The 16,665-nt window shown below is 50.2% G+C and carries 13 protein-coding genes; 1 reads left to right on the plus strand and 12 read right to left on the minus strand.

Going from position 1 to position 16,665, the window contains the following annotated elements:
- Positions 1–62 precede the first annotated feature (62 nt).
- From ACFOLF_RS00500 to ACFOLF_RS00530, 7 genes are all read right to left on the minus strand, one after another.
- Positions 63–1,694, minus strand: coding sequence for an alkaline phosphatase D family protein (locus tag ACFOLF_RS00500; protein WP_210040973.1), 1,632 nt, complete (start codon positions 1,692–1,694; stop codon positions 63–65).
- A 93-nt stretch (positions 1,695–1,787) separates the two neighbouring features.
- Positions 1,788–2,861 (minus strand): metallophosphoesterase, encoded by a 1,074-nt coding sequence (locus tag ACFOLF_RS00505; RefSeq protein WP_210040971.1) that lies wholly within the window; start codon positions 2,859–2,861, stop codon positions 1,788–1,790.
- A gap of 458 nt (positions 2,862–3,319) precedes the next feature.
- Positions 3,320–4,225 carry an aldo/keto reductase gene (locus tag ACFOLF_RS00510; RefSeq protein ID WP_210040969.1) on the minus strand — a complete coding sequence of 302 codons (906 nt, stop codon included), beginning with the start codon at positions 4,223–4,225 and terminating at the stop codon, positions 3,320–3,322.
- 78 nt (positions 4,226–4,303) lie between these two features.
- Positions 4,304–5,098, minus strand: a complete 795-nt coding sequence (locus ACFOLF_RS00515) for an SDR family NAD(P)-dependent oxidoreductase (protein WP_210040966.1) — start codon at positions 5,096–5,098, stop codon at positions 4,304–4,306.
- A 211-nt stretch (positions 5,099–5,309) separates the two neighbouring features.
- On the minus strand, positions 5,310–6,359 hold the full coding sequence (locus ACFOLF_RS00520; protein WP_210040964.1) for a helix-turn-helix transcriptional regulator: 1,050 nt from the start codon (positions 6,357–6,359) through the stop codon (positions 5,310–5,312).
- 112 nt (positions 6,360–6,471) lie between these two features.
- Positions 6,472–7,179, minus strand: coding sequence for a DNA alkylation repair protein (locus ACFOLF_RS00525; RefSeq protein WP_210040962.1), 708 nt, complete (start codon positions 7,177–7,179; stop codon positions 6,472–6,474).
- 1,229 nt (positions 7,180–8,408) lie between these two features.
- A complete protein-coding gene (locus ACFOLF_RS00530) occupies positions 8,409–8,786 on the minus strand; it encodes a MerR family transcriptional regulator (protein ID WP_210040961.1) in 378 nt (125 codons plus the stop codon).
- 323 nt (positions 8,787–9,109) lie between these two features.
- Between ACFOLF_RS00530 and ACFOLF_RS00535 the strand changes: the two genes are divergently transcribed.
- The gene (locus ACFOLF_RS00535) at positions 9,110–9,982 is read left to right on the plus strand and encodes an SDR family oxidoreductase (RefSeq protein ID WP_210040959.1); all 873 of its coding nucleotides are present in this window, start codon (positions 9,110–9,112) and stop codon (positions 9,980–9,982) included.
- A 123-nt stretch (positions 9,983–10,105) separates the two neighbouring features.
- Here ACFOLF_RS00535 and ACFOLF_RS00540 read toward each other — a convergent pair whose 3' ends face one another.
- From ACFOLF_RS00540 to ACFOLF_RS00560, 5 genes are all read right to left on the minus strand, one after another.
- A complete protein-coding gene (locus tag ACFOLF_RS00540) occupies positions 10,106–10,717 on the minus strand; it encodes an NAD(P)H-binding protein (RefSeq protein WP_210040957.1) in 612 nt (203 codons plus the stop codon).
- Between the two features lie 439 nt (positions 10,718–11,156).
- A complete protein-coding gene (locus ACFOLF_RS00545) occupies positions 11,157–11,459 on the minus strand; it encodes a hypothetical protein (protein ID WP_210040955.1) in 303 nt (100 codons plus the stop codon).
- Positions 11,456–12,019: an SDR family oxidoreductase gene (locus ACFOLF_RS00550; protein WP_210040953.1), complete on the minus strand. Its 564-nt coding sequence runs from the start codon at positions 12,017–12,019 to the stop codon at positions 11,456–11,458. The genes ACFOLF_RS00545 and ACFOLF_RS00550 overlap by 4 nt, the downstream gene beginning before the upstream one ends.
- A gap of 68 nt (positions 12,020–12,087) precedes the next feature.
- On the minus strand, positions 12,088–12,660 hold the full coding sequence (locus tag ACFOLF_RS00555; RefSeq protein WP_210040951.1) for a TetR/AcrR family transcriptional regulator: 573 nt from the start codon (positions 12,658–12,660) through the stop codon (positions 12,088–12,090).
- Between the two features lie 182 nt (positions 12,661–12,842).
- Positions 12,843–16,652 carry an RCC1 domain-containing protein gene (locus ACFOLF_RS00560; RefSeq protein WP_210040949.1) on the minus strand — a complete coding sequence of 1,270 codons (3,810 nt, stop codon included), beginning with the start codon at positions 16,650–16,652 and terminating at the stop codon, positions 12,843–12,845.
- Positions 16,653–16,665 lie beyond the last annotated feature (13 nt).

Raw genomic sequence — 16,665 nt, forward strand, 5'->3', positions numbered from 1 at the left:
CACAGCTTTTTTGGATGCTGTGGCTGGCGGTTTTCTAATCGGGCTTAAATCCAGTGCGTTCTCTATACGGTGACCGCAGCATCGTAAATTTTCTGCAATCCCGGTTTGCCCTTTTCCATCAGAAAGGAAGCACGGGTGAAAATCCCGGCGCCGGGACGGGTAACAAACGGAACAATCTGGTAATCCGCCTGAAAACTTTCATGCGTAGCGGTGCAGCGCACATAACCACGCTGGTTATTATAGAACTTGATATGCGGATTTTCCGCTAGGATGGCTTTTTGGGCATCGGTAATATCGACGCCGTCTCCTCCGGAGGTTATAGAAGTGCCGACAAATTCGGCTCCAAGGATCCCGGAATCTGGGTTGTTGAAATCCGCCTTGATATCGCAAGCCCAGTTTGAGTGAACATCCCCGGTCAGGACAACAAGATTGGAAAGGTTCTTCTGTTTGGCGAAGCCTAGAATCCGGTCACGATTGGCGGAATAGCCATCCCATCCGTCCATGCTGAACTCTTCCCCCTCTCCAATCAGGTAGTCCCTCTTACAGAAAAACACCTGCTGGGGAATAATGTTCCACTGCGCTTGCGATTGATTGAGCCCTGAAAGCAGCCATTGCTCCTGCTCTTCGCCCATAATCGAGCGTTCCATACTCGTGGATTCGGGTGTTGGGGGTTTGAGTCCGTCTCCACTCGCCTGATCATCACGGAATTGGCGGGTGTCCAGTACATGAACATTAGCCAGGTCACCGTAATTGAAATGTCTGTACAACTGCATGGTGAATCCGCTTGGCAGGGAAGCGCTTCTTAAAGGCATATTTTCATAATAGGCCTGGAATGCCGCAGTCTTGCGGGCCAGGAAAGGTTCGACCGGCTGATTGGCCTCAGGGATCAGACCGGCGTGGTTGTTCTCGACTTCATGGTCGTCCATCGCAACTACCCATGGGAACTTGGCATGTGCGGCTTGCAGGTCGCTATCACTTTTGTACAACGCGTAGCGGTTGCGGTAATCGCCAAGTGTAATGATTTCGGGACCGTTATGGTACCGTGGGCTTGGAGTATTCTGGTTGGGGCCGGGACCCTCATAAATGTAATCGCCCAGATGAAAGACGAGGTCCAATTCATCCGCCGCCATATGCCGGTAAGGGGTAAAGTATCCCGTTGGGTAGTTTTGGCAGGAAGCAAAAGCAAATGTCATTTTCGAAACGTGAGATCCGTATGCCGGCAGCGTTTTCGTCCGGCCTGTGGGACTGATTTCCTTTCCGGCTTGAAAGCGGTAGTAATAGACTTGGTTCGGTTTCAGTCCATCCACCTCGACATGCACAGAATGCCCAAGCTGGGCTCTGGCAAAGCCTGCTCCTTCACGCACGACCTTGCGGAATTTGTCGTCGATGGCCACTTCCCATTTGACAGGAACGTCGCTGCCTGTCATGCCTCCGCCATTCAGCGGGTCTGGTGCAAGCCGGGTCCAGAGCACAACGCTATCCTGCCAAGGGTCACCGGACGCCACCCCTAAAGTAAATGGATACGCTGAAAATTTCGGCGCTGCATCGACAAAACCCCCTTGAAGTGAAGCGGCGATCGTCAAACCAAGCGATGCGATTGCGACCTTTCCTGTTGCCTGGAGAAAATCGCGGCGATCCATCTTGCCTTCCCGAAAGCGTTGTTCCAGATCCTTGAATAGTTTATCCTTGCTCATTACATCGACCCCTTTTCATTTGTATTAAAGCTTCTTCCCTTGTCCACAACATCGACTCCTTGTGATTTCTTTTTTCTGCTTCAGAAATAACGGTCACGCGTGTTGAATCTCTTTGGCGGTTTCTGCATGACGTATTTTTCCAATCTTTAGTACACGGTTCGGCTCCCGTCCATATCCTTTAATCTCTAACCTGTCTGGATACACCCTGACGATTGAATACGCATTAGTGTTGGCGGTTTCTACCATACCTTTGAAGTTTACGAAATAGATTCCGTTCTGCTCCGCATAGTTGCCTTCATGATTATGACCATTGAAGTAGGCAACTACATTTCCGGAGGACCCCAGCACCTTGACCAGAGCTTCGTAATTCCAAGCGTTGTGAATATTCAGTGGAGCAATCGGGTGATGACCGATAACGATTACCTTTTCTCCAGCCTTGACAGACTTTGCAAGTATATCCTGCAGCCAAGTCATTTGAACCGAATCTACACCACCGTTCCAAGTCTGGGCGTTGTCCGCCCCACTCCAGGTCAATACATCTAACACCGTCTTGGCATGTTGGTATTTCTCGGAATTTACAGGATTTGCGTATAAGCTGAGATCATTCGTGTCAAGCACCACAAATCGCCAACCCTCATAGCTGAAATCATAATAAAAATTAGGCATGCCTAGCAGGTCGGCCACCTTTTTGGCATCCATAGCATAGTCATGATTTCCAAGCAAATGGTACTTTGGCCCTTTAACCTGATTGTAGACAGGTAGAATTTTTGAAAAACTGGAAGCGTTTTGGTCAATGATGTCGCCAAGATGGATGGTGAACGTGACATCGTTATCGTTGAAGGTTCTAACCGCTTCCGCAAGCTTGTCAAGTGAAGCCCGGTAATAACGTGTTGAACCGGACGGCGTATCGATATCGGCATATTGAGCGTCTGCCACGAGACCAAACTGAAAAATAAACTTCTTTTGGGAAAGAGTATTGGAATGATCGGAATCGTCTGAAGCTGCAAATACGCTTCCAATCGGGTTCAACATGGATAAAGCGAAAGCTGCTCCTGCCAGCTTGGTTGTCTTTTGCAAAAAGGTACGGCGATCTATTTCTTGATCAAAGACAAAGACATTCTCAAGTTTTTGCTTTTTCTGTTCTTGTACTTCTCTATCATTTTTCATTTGTTCTCAACACTTCCTGTTCATCGTAGTTTCAAGACTCCCAGGACAAAAGAATAGAATATGCCATTTTAAGGGCTCCTCGCCTATTCCGATTAAGTTATCAATTCCTCCCTTTCAATTATTTTGGTCATACAAAATCAAGGCGAGTACAAAGCAGACGTCCCCCTCCTTCCATCTGGGTAATATGGCTATTCTTTCCTAAGTCGGCTTAATAATAACGTCTGTTTATTTGTACAATTTCAACTCAACTTGTAGATTTTGTAAATATATGCTCGAGTGGTTTTCATTTTTCTTAGCATATATCAATTACTGCCTGCCTTTTTGTATTTTCACAGAACATTTGTCATCTTCGAAGAAGTAAAAGGAGCTGCCGCAGCAGCTCCTTCGTCAAATATCTTTTAGCAAGCATCGTGCTCGTTCGTGTTACCTTCCTGAGTCTTACGTACAGGAATGAGGCGCTACCGGTGATCCTTGTAACGGTTCGGTCTGGTCACAGCCCGTATTGCTTCTCGTTCCTCGACGGACAGCGGCACAGCAGCGGCCGATACATTGTGCCGCAGCTGCTCCAGACTACTTGCGCCGGGAATTACCACACTCACCGTTGGATCGCTCAGCACATACCGAATGGCGGTCTGCGCCAGCGTTCGTGTATCGCCAGCGAGCCCTAGGAGACTCCGGCGCAGGGCGGGCAATTCCTCACGGCTGTAATCGAGATAGTCCCGGTCCGCCTTGTCCTCCCCGCCCGCTGCGAGGATGCCGCCAGCGAGTGGTCCGCGTGCGATCAAGCCGATCTCGTGCTCTGCAAGCAATGGAAGAACTTCCTCCTCTGCACGCCTGTCAAGCATGCTGTACTGGTTCATCACGCTTACGATGCCGCTGCGCCGGACGTATTCCCTGATTACATTCGGACGTATGGACGATATCCCGTAGTGGCGGATCAGCCCGTCCCGTTTAAGCTCCTCAAACGCTTCGATCGTTTCCCCGATCGGATCCCCAATCGTTCCTCCGTGCAGCTGGTACAGATCGATATAGTCAGTCCCAAGCCTTCTTAGGCTCTCTTTGACCGCCGCTTGAATGTAAGCTTTGGAAGGGTCCCAGGACCAGCCCTCTTTGCCCGGCTCCCGCCGGTTGCCGACTTTGGTCGCCACGATGACATCGGCGCGGCGGTGCCGGATCGCCCTGCCAACAATCTCCTCATTGCGCCCCTCATTATAGAGGTCGGCGGTGTCGAGGAAATTCACGCCATGCTCCAATGCCTCGTGGATGATGGAGACGGCCTTGGCCTCGTCCGACCCCAGCGACATGCACCCGAGACCGATCTCACTAACGTACAGATCCGACCTCCCCAAGCGATTTCGTTTCATCTGCTTCCCCTCCTGTGTGCGGATTGTTCAAGTATACCAATTCAATTGGCTTAACGCCGTTGCCTGGCTGAAATAATATTAAAAAATAGTCGGTACCATTCCCCCATCCATGCGGATTGGAGAACCCTTGAACGCGGATGCATATGGACTACATACAAATGCAGCCAGTCTGCCTATTTCAAGAGGCTTGATAAATCGCTGTATTTCAGATTGAGGCAGGTTTGCAGCCATAAATTGTTTTTCTTTTTCTGCAAAAGTCATATCTTCATCAGAGTATAGACCCTCGATTATTTGATGCACACTTTCAGAGAGTGTTGGTCCCGGCATGATCGTATTGACTGTAACCTCCGTTCCTATTGTTAATTTGGATAAGCTTTTTGACAATGATAACAGCATCGATTTTGTCATACCATACTGAGGCATTAGTCCTGAAGGCATAACTGCTTCTTCGCTCGCAATAAAGATAATGCGGCCATAATCATTTTTCAACATTTTAGGCAAATAAAATTTTGATAATCCATTTGCAGCAAGAACATTGGTACGGAAGTATTTTTCCCATACCTCATCGTCAACGTCCTCATATTTCATCATTTCATAAATCCCCATATTATTAACTAAAATATCGATATTGGGGTATTTTTCAAATAATGCTTCTCTTTGCCCAATATCCACAATATCGGCTGCGGCATTTTGAGGAGAGGTAGCCGGAAAATCTGACTTCATTTCATGTACAATTCGTTCTGCCTCTTCATAATTTCGTCCATTAATTAGTACATTAACACCTTCTTTGGCGAGTTCAATGGCAATTGCTTTACCTATACCTTTTGTTGATCCTGTAACTAAAGCTGTTTTATTGGTTAATCCCATATCCATAATAGATTTCTCCTTTATTTAGTATTTATTAGTTTATTAACCCTTTTTTTGATATAGGGTTAATAAATTTACGTTGGACAGTGATTATATTACCTTCTCCGGATTGTTCAGTAACTAGCATACTGCGCCAAAGTTCTTGTATGACACGCCAAATGATAAAACTCAGCAAATACGGGTTCTCTGCCGTTTTGGTTAGGTTGTGAATTCTATATTAATGAATGGGCGGCATTCCTTGCCGTCCTTCTGATATTGAGTTTGTACCCGAATGTTCAGTACGATAATTTGAAGGAGTGTCACCTTCCCAAAGGCGGAAGGCGCGGTAGAACGAGTTCTGGTCTTCATATCCAATCAAGAAAGCCACTTCTTTAATATCGAGCGAGGTGTCTGCCAAGTACTCTCGTGCCTGCTCATGTCTGGCCTCTGTCAACAGCTGCTTGAAGCTCGTGTTTTCGTCAGCAAGCCGGCGCTGCAAGGTACGATCGCTCATATTGAGCTCCTTCGCAACAGCCTGAATGTCGGGGCGCCCTCCTGTGAGGCTGCGTTTCATGATCCATTTGACCATCTCGGCAATTGAGCGGCTGCTCTGCTGTTCATTGAGCGACCGGTCCAGAACGGGAGTCAGGATCTCCAGCAGCTCTTCGTTGTACGAGACAAAGGGGAGGTCCAGATCTCTTCGATGCAGCGTCAACCGGTTACATTTTGCACCAATCCGGATACGGCAGCCGAAGTAAGCTTCAAGAGCCTGCACATCGCCCATGGAATGCGAAAATTCGACGGACTGAGCCGTCAAAGGCTGACCTGTGCCCCGGCGCCCAAGCTCCAGAAGATATGCCAGCGTGATACCAATCAGCATCGGCGGACCGGGTTGCCCGGTATGCAGCCATTCCAGTTCGATTGTACAGAGCTCGCCCTCCTCGGTGATACGCAAGCTTTCGGGGGGACATAGTTGTTTGTACCGGGCCATTCGGTTTAGAGCGTCGCGATAGTCACGAGCATGGTAAGTAGCCAAGACGGACGGAGGGTACTTTGCTGTTTCAAAGACAGTCGCAAGCTTGATGATTCCTTTGGCAGTGTCGCCGATGAGATCGGAATATGCCTGCCAGATCGCGAAATATTGGGCGGTGGTGACCAATGGTTCACTAATAATAGTGAGCGGCAGTCGTGCTTTGCGAGCTACGTCGTGCGCGGAAATCCCTAATTGACATAACCCTGCCCAAAATCCCGGCGGGAATTTAATACGGTCAGAGGTATGAGACTTCATATATGCGGGCCTCCTTTAGCTAGTTCATTAGTTTTGCCCTTAAAAATGAAAAAGCCGCGATTTACGCGGCAATTGATAAGATAATGTTCTTTTTTTCTTGCGGCGAAGCGATTTAACATCTTACATATTTGCGTTTGAAGCCAAGCTGTCCTTTATCAACTGCCTTTTGAATATTTTCGGAAGCGAGCAGAAACTTGCTTTTGGTCTTGTCCCGTTTGACTTCTACCGGACCTACTGCCTTTGCGGTGTCGAACGCCTTATCATGAAGCGGCAAATAGGATACCCCGACTGTATAAATAAAATTATTCATAGCATATTTTGTTCGTTCGGGAGAATCCTGAATCGTAGTTTGCGCGATTTCAAGCATATTGGCAAGTTTGCTCTCGGAAAATTCACCATCGGGTCGATTTCCCAAAAGCCAGCAGTAACAGCTCCAGCCCGCTGACATTCTCAGCTCTTCACCGCTTGCAATCCATTTATCGGCAACTTGTTGTGCAATATCTGTTTCTGCCAAGGTTACTGCCACCACATAATCGGAAAGCATAAAAAAATATGCCGCATCTATCCAACGCTCAAAGTCAGCTTCAGTCATTTCTTTTGGATCGGAAATTACGCCGGCAAAGTACATGGCGTCATAATTTCCCGTGGCGTAAAGCTGCTCAGCCAAAGGCTGATTTTTTTTAATTTTCTTGGCGATGGGCTTCATTTCGCCTGTAGCCACACCAAAAAGCGGATCGTGCGCGCCATTGGATATGTATATTTTCTTGGTTCGTTCCTTGCCGAGAGCTTCAAGCTCCTGCATAACCATTTCGATATTCATTGTTTTACACTTCCTTATTTTGAAGGATTTCATCAAGTTTATCATATTCACATACTGCACAGCTATAGTGAAGCAAAACCGGTTGCGTTCGAGAAGCCATCGTATTTGCATTTGCAATCCATCGTCCCTATTGCTGACAAATATAACCGAATGTTGGTTTAGAAATCCGAATCCAATCCGATCAAACAGGGAATAATTAGTTTGGGTTACTCATTCATTTGGAAGAAGGAAGATGTCAATGCCAAATTATGTTTGGTACCTCTCTCTCGTCGTTATAAGCATCATCATAGACGTATTTATGGTGATAAAAACAAAGAAAATCCAATTAATCAGTTTACTTTTCGGGATGATTGGAGTCGGTTATTCCGTCGAATTTTTTATCTGTATACTTTTTGACAGCTATCGTTACATCCCCGATATTCTTGATAATTCTTATGACGATAACATTCTTGGCGCATTTGTATCCAATGCGTTTTCTTTGCCTTCTGCTTCGATTGTGATAGCCGGTTTTTATTTAAACTTTGGATGGATTCTGCTGTTCTCCGGAATATTTTTCGGAATAGATTGTCTTTTCCTCAAGCTGGGTATTTATGAGCACCACTGGTGGAAATCTATATATACACTTATTGCCCTCCCGTTTTATTTCGGGTTCGCAAAAATTTGGTTTCGTAAAATAGAAAAGTTCCTCCACCCTCCTCTATACTTTGCAACGCTATGCTTCATTATTTTCGGCATTCGCGTATCCATGGATTATGTAATCTACGCAATCATAAAGAGTCACCTTTTTTTAATCGGATGGTTTGAGAACCCGTATCGGGATAATACGGTATTCGCTACTGTTCAGTGTTTATTAATTAGTATTTTAATCGTTGTCCTATTTACGCTTAAACTGCATCTATCCGTTAAAATAGTCCTCCTCTTCCTGATAACTGGACTTAATTCTTTAATATTGATTTCGTTGGATATTTTACATATTAAGTCTTGGGATGTGTTTTTTTCATTTTCGGCAAACCTGATTGTACTCCTTATCCTGTTTCCGTTCAGTCGGTTATTATCATATCCCAAAAAGAAGCTCCCGTAATGTAATCCGGCATCGGAAGACAAGAACCTGATGTCATTATTGAAATAAAGTACATGCTCCCTGATCCGGAGAACGGACAATAAGACACTTTCTCATATAATGAGATTGTGTCTTATTCGGGTATGCCGTCAGTTTCCCTTTGATTCTGCTATGGCAGCTTCTCAAATCTATTTTCCTGGGCGTCAATCAACGCCATTTTATAGTTCAGCTTTTCTAATGTTTTCATTAACTTTTGTATTTGTTCTTCTACCTTGTATTTCTGGTGGGCCAGCATGCCTTTCCTTTGCTGCAGCGTACTGTCCCCAGCCCTATAAAGCTCGTTATATTGTTTGATTTCCGCTAAAGGCAAACCTGTTGAACGCAGGGCTTGCACCGTTTCGATCCAATCGATGTTCGTGTCATTATATACCCGCCCCCCATTCACATCCCGGTCAACATTGGGCAGCACGCCTTCTTTCTCATAAAAACGCAAGGTATGCGGAGTGATGCCCGTTTTTTCTGATACCTCTTTAACTGTATAGAGCATACAATATTTTCACCATCCACATTAGAGTTACTTTAATGTATTTTACATTATAAAGGTCGTTTTTTCAACTAAATACCTGTAATCTATTGGGTTCAAAAAAAAGGTTGACTTAGAGTCACTTCTACCTAGTAAGCTTATATAGAGTTAAGACAAACGCTGCAGCGTTTCAACAAAGCGGGGTGATTTTAGTTTCAATTGACACTTCCTTCATGGGAATGGAAGGGCGAAGCCGTCATTCTGTCGTTGCATTCGCATTTCAGATTTTTCTATTGTTTCGTCACATCATAACGATATTATACTGTTCTTGACAAGGAGATGCTTCAATGACAAAAACTGTATTAATCACGGGCTGCTCAACTGGATTGGGAAAAACAACAGCCAGAAAGTTTACTTCCGAGGGATGGAATGTAATTGCGACAATGCGTAAGCCGGACGAAAGTATTGCGGCAGAAAATCCCGATCGGATTTTCGTAACAGCGCTGGACGTAACCGATCCTGCCAGCATTGAGACGGCAATTGCGGCGGGAGCCGCCCGGTTTGGGCGGATAGACGCCGTTGTGAACAACGCCGGTATCAGCGTTGTTTCGATTTTTGAGGCGACACCTATGAAGATGGTGCGCGACATTTTCGAAACCAATGTATTCGGCGTCATGAACGTGATTCAGGCGATCATACCGCATTTTCGCGAGCATAGCGGCGGAGCTGTCGTCAATATCAGCTCGGGTGTGGGCTACGCGTCGAGCCCGCTGCTGACGGTCTATACGGCGAGCAAGCATGCGATCGAGGGGTTGTCGGAATCGCTGTCCTATGAGCTTGAATCGCAAAACATCACGGTAAAACTTGTTGAGCCGGGAGCCATTAGAACCACAAACTTTACGCCGAGCACTCTGTCTGCCTCCCAGGATGCTCCCACTCCTCCTGAATATAAGGTGTATGTTGACCGAATGATGAATGCCATGATGAATTATCCGTTCGAAGATGCGAATGAGGAGCATGTTGCCGCTATTGTCTATGAAGCAGCAGGCGACGAGTCTGTCCGGCTCCGGTATGTCTCAGGCCCCGATGCAGAAGAGATGGCGAGGCTGAGATGGTCGACGTCGGAAGAAAATTACATGACAGTCATGCGTGACCTGATGGGCCAGACAGCGTGGCGCAACAGTCTTGGCAAGCAAAGCCTTGAACAGCCAAACACTTGAAAGATGTCTCTTAGATGATTCGGGCCATCACCCGGTTCTAACGCAATGTCCGATAAGCATTTACAAGAATAAAGCTGAATCCAATTATAGGGTTCAGCTTTATTACATAGAGCGCTTTGAGCATTACAACAAATATTTCATATTTCTCCAATTATAAACCTTAACTTTCTCCAGTTGATTTTTTGCGGCATTATTCATTGCATTGGCAATGTTTTTTCCTTCGGTACCTTTATAATGATTCAGTTTCCCAAAGAAAAACGGGTCAATTATCGTCCATATTCTCATTATGATTCTTTCTAACGGGCGATTTTCCTTTCGTTCACCCATAATCATTGATGGACGAAAAAAGTGCGTATGATCAAAATCCAGCTCTCTAATATCCCGTTCGATTTCGCCTTTGGTTTTTACATAAGAAATCCGCGAATTGACATTTGCCCCGACCGCTGTAACCACGAAAACAGATCTTGCTCCTTTTTCTTTGGCGATTTGTGCCGCTAAAACCGGATAATCGTGCGTTTCGCCAAGTGTAATGAATATTTCATCTGCTTCCATATGTTCTTTCAAGCCAGGCAAAGAATAGTAATCACCGATCAATCTCTTTAATTTGGGATGATTGATATTCAAATTTCTACGAACAACAGCGGTTACTTGTTCATAATCAGCATTATTCAACAGCTCATCAAGAAGGTATGAACCTACGAAACCGGTTGCTCCGAAAATAATTGCTTTTTTCATCTTTGTCCTACCTCCTGCTCGCTCCATTCCCATAGTTTGGATGAAAGCTGTTTATCCTGTGCCTGGGAGGAAACAGGAGCAACCTTCTTTTTCTGAAAGTTATTTGCCGCTAATTCTCTCGACACCGGGACTGTCCGCTAAAAATATAGCGGTTTGCGCTCCCTTTATGGGGCTTGAGACAAGGGGTTCATTAAACCATGTAGTAATTTTGTCCATGTCCCGTTTTCCCCACTCACGCCGATGTTCCTGGAAACCGTTCCGGAATCCAAACAATTGGCCGCAGCACGACTCCACTTTCAATTGATAAATGAATGCAACGTCACTCTGGGCGATCGCCGTCCCATATTGTACTGGACGGCGATTGCACAGCACCTGTCCAGAGCATTGCCGCGGCGAAAATGCAAGACGCCGGGCGAAGTTCCGGGCGCCCAACAGTCGTTTACTTGAGAGATAAACCCGCCAGCAGAGATAGATCGCTGCCCTCGAAGTCTGTCGACTTGCTGACTTCTTCCCACTCGGCGGCAGCCTTCGCATGCGATTGCATCCCCATCTCAAAGCCAAAGAGCGCATCGCTCCCAAGTATGAGATGGCTTGGAAGTTCCTCACGGCGTGACAGGTCAAAGATGACCTTGGCGATCTTAACCGGGTCATCGATCTCATTCCCCCGGTAATTTCCCAGCATAGTCAGCATGGCGCCGACACTGGCATCATAGTCCGGTATCAGACTAGGCGTGTTGCTCATGGCTGTCTCGGCACACTCTGTCCGCATGCCGCCGGGTTCGACCGAAATAGCCTTGACGCCAAAGGCGGCGACCTCGGCTGCAATTGACTCCGTGTAACCGCGAACTTCGCGGCGGTATAGGCAGCCTGGCCGGGACCGCCGATCCGGCCGCCTACAGATGAGATGTTGATGATGTGACCGGACCGCTGCTCACGCATGACGGGGATGGCGGCCCGCATCAGATTGACGACGCCGTAAAAGTTCGTGTCGATCAACGACCTGAATTTCTTTTCAGATACCTGTTCAAAAGGAGCAACATAACTAAAACCCGCATTGTTAACCAATACGTCCAGACCGCCAAAGACATCGACCGCAAGCTGCACGGCATCCTGCGCTGCTTTTGGCTCAGAAACATCAAGCGTTGCCAGCTTGACGCGGTTTCCATAGCCTTCCTTAAGGTCGGCTAGACTTTCGATATTCCTCGCAGTTGCCACCAAGCGATCTCCATTCTTGAGTACAGCTTCCGCAATGGAACGTCCTAATCCGCGACTACTGCCCGTGACCAGCCAGACTTTATCCATATTCATCTAACTCCTTCATTTATTTGAGTGTGTTCTCACTCATTTAAAAGCTAAAAAGAATGCACGCGTTACCGGCGTGCGATGGCCCCCCACAATGCCTCCCACCCCATTGACTTGTATTGATCGAGTTTGACAGAATCCTCCGAAGCCTTCTGCAAAACCATGTCGGCCAAAGCATTGATGACCCCGCCTAAAAAGGAGATAGGCTGCTTCCGGAGAATACCCTCCTTGAAGCCATCCTCCACTACCGTCTCGAGGTTGTAGAACATCTCTTCGCTTTCATTCTGGCTCGCCTCGGTGATTCTCTCCGACACGCTAAGCTGCCGCAGCGCCTTCCGCTTGTCCGGGCTGTTCGCTCCCCAGTCGATGAAGCTGCTCCAGAGATGCCCAATCTGCTCCCGGATGCTTGCATCAGCCGGATAGTCAGCGGCGAGGAAGCCCATTAGGTCAGACTTCAATTCCAGATAAAGCTGGTTAAGCAGGTCGTCTTTGGTCGGGAAGTAGACAAACAGAGTCCCCTCCGCAACACCTGCATTCTTGGCGATCCTGATCGTGGATGCAGCAACGCCTGCCGATGCCACCTCATTCGTCGCAGCTGTCAGTAAAGCCTTTCGTTTCTCTTCGCTAAGGGGGCGGGCCATGGTTGACCTCCTTCATTTCAAATTATTGAGTGAGAACATACTCAATTATATGACCCGTTAAATCAGTTGTCAAGAATGGCTATCAGAGCCACACTGGGGAATGCTGTTTCGATGAGGCAAATAAAAAAACCGGCTCATTCAGGCCGGTTCATGAAAAGTTTTCACCTGGCATGCCTTCCGGATTACCGGCGGTCGATCAGGACGCTTTGCTGCAGCAGCTGCTGCACGAGATTCGCGGCTTCCGCTCTCTTCAAGTCGATCAGCGGCCTGAACATGCCGTCCGCTCCTTCTGCAAGACCACTGAGGACGACGGTGGCGACCGCTTGTCTGGCCCAGTCGCTGATCTGCGCGCTGTCCCCGAAGTCTGCAAGCGCAAAATCCCCGTCGGCCCCGGCTGAGTCCGTCTTGAGGCCAGTGAGCTTCATCGCTCTGGCCAGCACTGTAACGGCTTCCTCGCGCGTTATCGTCTTTTCCGGCCGAAACAATCCGTCCATGCCACCCTCCATGAGGCCGTACTGCCGTGCCAGACTGACCGCTTCCGCGAACCAGTCGCTCTCTTGTACGTCCTTGTAGCCAGGCGCGCCGGCCTGCCCGGCCAGCCCGAGCGCCCGGACGAGCATCTCCGCATACTGGACGCGGGTTACGGCGGCTTCGGGATGAAACAGTCCATCCGACATTCCGTTTACGACCAGACGCGAGCCTAGATCGCTGACGGCCGATTCGGCCCAATGCCCCGCCATATCGGGGAATGCGGCATCATGATGAATCAACGAATACGTGCTGCCCGTCATGCTGCTTACTACAGCGAGGGTATGCCCATTGCGGAGGATCTTGCGCGTTGGCGCAGGATGGACGGAGCCGTCCGCATCCAATACGACAGCCGTCGACAGCAGGCTTGGATTCATCCAACCCGGCAGGGCGATTTCCCGCTCTACATAAGCGTCGAAGCTGTCCGCATCTACCGTCTTGCCGCCGTAGGAGGCGGTGACGCGGAAATCAAGCGGCTGGGCGATCGTCATAAAGTTCGCTTCCTTGCCCGCAGCGTTCAACGCCGCGATTTTATCCGCGCTGCTCCTGACAATATCCAGCCGCAGGGCGAATTCCTCCGGCGGCGGCGCTTCCCCGAGCAGAGCGGTCAGCCGCTTGAATGACAGCTGCGCCGCCGGCAGCCGATAGCTGCCTTCCTGTGCCCGCAGTTCAAGGACGGCTGCTTTGTCCTCCAACGCCTTAAGCGCTTCTCCCGACAGCTGCAAGGACGCTTGATCCGCTGCCGAATCCAACTCGACGGCCACGAGCGGATTCGCAGCCGTTTCTTTCGCCAAATCGGCGACGAGCTTGGCCGCGTCCAGCTTCACGGTGACGGTCGCGCGGCCTTCCGAATCCTCTTTCGTTATAGTCGCCGCCCCGCTTGGCCGGCTGTTCACGGTCAGATACGAGAAGTCAGCGGAATTGTCCTCGTCCCTGCTCTCATCTCCTGCGCCTGCGGTATCCGGGCATTCATCTTCAGGCGGCGGCTCTGCCGGTGGAACATCGTACACAGCTGCTCTTGTCACCATGATGTTGTACGCTTGCGCCGTACCGTCCTCAGCCAAGACATTCAGCTCGATCCGGCTGCGGCCAAGATCGACCGGCAGCGTTCCGCTTGCCTGCCCGTCGGCCAGCGGGAACGGACCGCTGATAAGTCTCCTGGAATCGTCATACATACTGACGGTCATGCCTGCACGACTCTCATACACCGATGCCGTAACCGTCAATCCGGCGACGGAATTCGGCAGGGAAATTGCATAATCTCTCGTATTTCGCCCAAACGCCGGGCTGATCGGCAGAAATTCCGCTCCCGCGTAGACATTCAGCCCCTTGAGCGTGGCGTCGGCGCCCGGATCCGGGTCAATGGCTTCCCGGGCTGTCGTGAACGTCCACGCTCCCCGGCTGGTAATACCGGCATAATCGTTGCCCGCCGCGTCCTTGAATGCTCCGGGTGCCACCTTAATGTTATAGGCTGTTCCGTAGGAGAGCCCGGAAGAGAGCCGTATCGTTGCCGTTAGACCAGTTATTGTTACCCGGTCCGGGTTGGAGGCGTCAACGGCTTCCACTGGACTGTCATCCTCTGCTCGGCTGACGACAATCGTCCTGCCCGCCACTGCGGAGATCGGCTCGTCGAATGTCAGCGACAGCTTTGTCCCGTTGCTCACACCTTCGGCACTGCTGCCAGGCACCGTGGAGATCACCTTCGGCGGCTCCGTGTCGGCCGCAGAATTGGGCGTCCACTGCGCGTACAGGGTAATATCAGCGGCATCGAACGTCAGCTGGGAGCCTGGCATATAGGGCGTGCCGCTGCCGTCCGCTGCTGTATTCCAGCCGGCAAACATATACCCGCTCCGGAATAGCAATCCCATATTTCCCTGTATGGTTGTAGACATGCCCTGCTCATAGCTGCTTCCGTCCGAAGGAGCGGCGCCCCCCGTATTCCCGTTGCCGTCATACGTCAGCGTATAGGCCGGAATAGAAGCGGTTTTCACTCGCAGCATCTTATAGGCGCTTTTGTTCCCGGCAAGATCCTCGGCAATGACATTGAAATAATAGGCCGTATCCGGCTGCAGACCCGCCATCTCGAAGGAGCCGCTGTCTACCAGATAGGATCCGGCCGCTTTTCCGTTGCTCTGGGCATGGCTTGCGGTGTCGATGTTGCCGCTGGCGGAGATGTAAGGGATATAGCGGATGCCGATCTGCTTCGTCATATTGTCGGCGGCTCTCGTCCAGCTCAGTGTCACTCCGGACGTCGTAACTCCGGTCGCGGCAAGCATGCCGTCCGAAGGAGCCGGCGCCGTAAGGTCAAAGTTGGCCTTGTTCTTGACGGGATAGGTTTTGGGCGCAGAGGTTCCGTCGCCAAGCATGCCGCCGTCGTTGTAACCCCAGGCCCATCCCGATCCGCCACTGTCCATGGCGATGCTGTGAAATTGCCCCGCTGCTACCGCCGCTATGCTGCTTAACCCGGGTATCTGGGTCGGGGCATTGCGCTTGACATTATCTCCGCCACCAAGGCCGAGCTGATAGTAATTGTTCAGCCCCCAGCCCCACACCGTGCCGTCCGCTTTCAGCACAAGGTTGTGAAAGAAACCGGCGGAGATGGAGACGACGCCGTCGACTCCGGCGATTTTCACCGGACTTCTCCGTTCCGTATAGGTGCCGTCGCCGACCGCGCCGTTCGTGTTCTGTCCCCAGGCCCAAACGAAGCCGTCGGCATCGAGCGCAAGCGCATGGTTGTATCCGGCGGAAATCGCCACGATGCCGCTCAAGCCCGGGACCGGCGTAGGAGTCTCCCGCTGCTGGTCCGATGTCCCATCGCCCAGCTGGCCCTGCTTGTTCCAGCCCCATGACCATACTTTGCCCTCCTCCGTCAACGCCAGACTGAAGGAGCCGCCCGTCGCAGCGGCTTTAATGCCGCTCAAGCCGGGAACCTGAACCGGCGTATTGCGCTGGTTGGTCGTACCGTCACCCAGCTGACCGCCGTCGTTCGCGCCCCAGGCCCAAACGCTGCCGTCGGTACCGACGGCAAGCCCATGAAGACCCGGGCCTCCTGCCACCGCCTTGATATTTTGCAGTCCAGGCACCGTAACCGGCACAAGGCGGTTATTGGTTGTGCCGTCGCCCATCTGGCCGGTGTCGCCCATTCCCCAGGCGCGCACCGTTCCGTCATTCATGACCGCATACGAGCTGTCGTACGTGGAGCCGATCGATTTGGCGCCGGATATGCCGGCGACCTGTACGGGAGAGGCATTGTTTTTGGCCTCTCCATTGCCGAGCTGGCCATCGGCGCCCCTGCCCCAGGACCACACCGTTCCATCGCTGGCGATTCCTGCGCTGAAATAATCCCCTGCCGCCAGTTGGGGAATGACCGTCCCCGCTTCCGCTGCGGCCGCTTTTTCGCCGTAATACTCGAATGCGCCCGATAGCAGCAGCAATACGAGCAATAGGCTGACTCTCCGTTTCATCGTACACTTCCTT

Source organism: Paenibacillus sepulcri (assembly GCF_042647105.1).
GTDB lineage: Bacteria > Bacillota > Bacilli > Paenibacillales > Paenibacillaceae > Paenibacillus_Z > Paenibacillus_Z sepulcri.

Coding starts and splice junctions, on each gene's coding strand:
- ACFOLF_RS00500 (WP_210040973.1), bottom strand. CDS start 1,694: ATGAGCAAGGATAAACTATTCAAGGATCTGGAACAACGCTTTCGGGAA.
- ACFOLF_RS00505 (WP_210040971.1), bottom strand. CDS start 2,861: ATGAAAAATGATAGAGAAGTACAAGAACAGAAAAAGCAAAAACTTGAG.
- ACFOLF_RS00510 (WP_210040969.1), bottom strand. CDS start 4,225: ATGAAACGAAATCGCTTGGGGAGGTCGGATCTGTACGTTAGTGAGATC.
- ACFOLF_RS00515 (WP_210040966.1), bottom strand. CDS start 5,098: ATGGATATGGGATTAACCAATAAAACAGCTTTAGTTACAGGATCAACA.
- ACFOLF_RS00520 (WP_210040964.1), bottom strand. CDS start 6,359: ATGAAGTCTCATACCTCTGACCGTATTAAATTCCCGCCGGGATTTTGG.
- ACFOLF_RS00525 (WP_210040962.1), bottom strand. CDS start 7,179: ATGAATATCGAAATGGTTATGCAGGAGCTTGAAGCTCTCGGCAAGGAA.
- ACFOLF_RS00530 (WP_210040961.1), bottom strand. CDS start 8,786: ATGCTCTATACAGTTAAAGAGGTATCAGAAAAAACGGGCATCACTCCG.
- ACFOLF_RS00535 (WP_210040959.1), top strand. CDS start 9,110: ATGACAAAAACTGTATTAATCACGGGCTGCTCAACTGGATTGGGAAAA.
- ACFOLF_RS00540 (WP_210040957.1), bottom strand. CDS start 10,717: ATGAAAAAAGCAATTATTTTCGGAGCAACCGGTTTCGTAGGTTCATAC.
- ACFOLF_RS00545 (WP_210040955.1), bottom strand. CDS start 11,459: ATGAGCAACACGCCTAGTCTGATACCGGACTATGATGCCAGTGTCGGC.
- ACFOLF_RS00550 (WP_210040953.1), bottom strand. CDS start 12,019: ATGGATAAAGTCTGGCTGGTCACGGGCAGTAGTCGCGGATTAGGACGT.
- ACFOLF_RS00555 (WP_210040951.1), bottom strand. CDS start 12,660: ATGGCCCGCCCCCTTAGCGAAGAGAAACGAAAGGCTTTACTGACAGCT.
- ACFOLF_RS00560 (WP_210040949.1), bottom strand. CDS start 16,652: ATGAAACGGAGAGTCAGCCTATTGCTCGTATTGCTGCTGCTATCGGGC.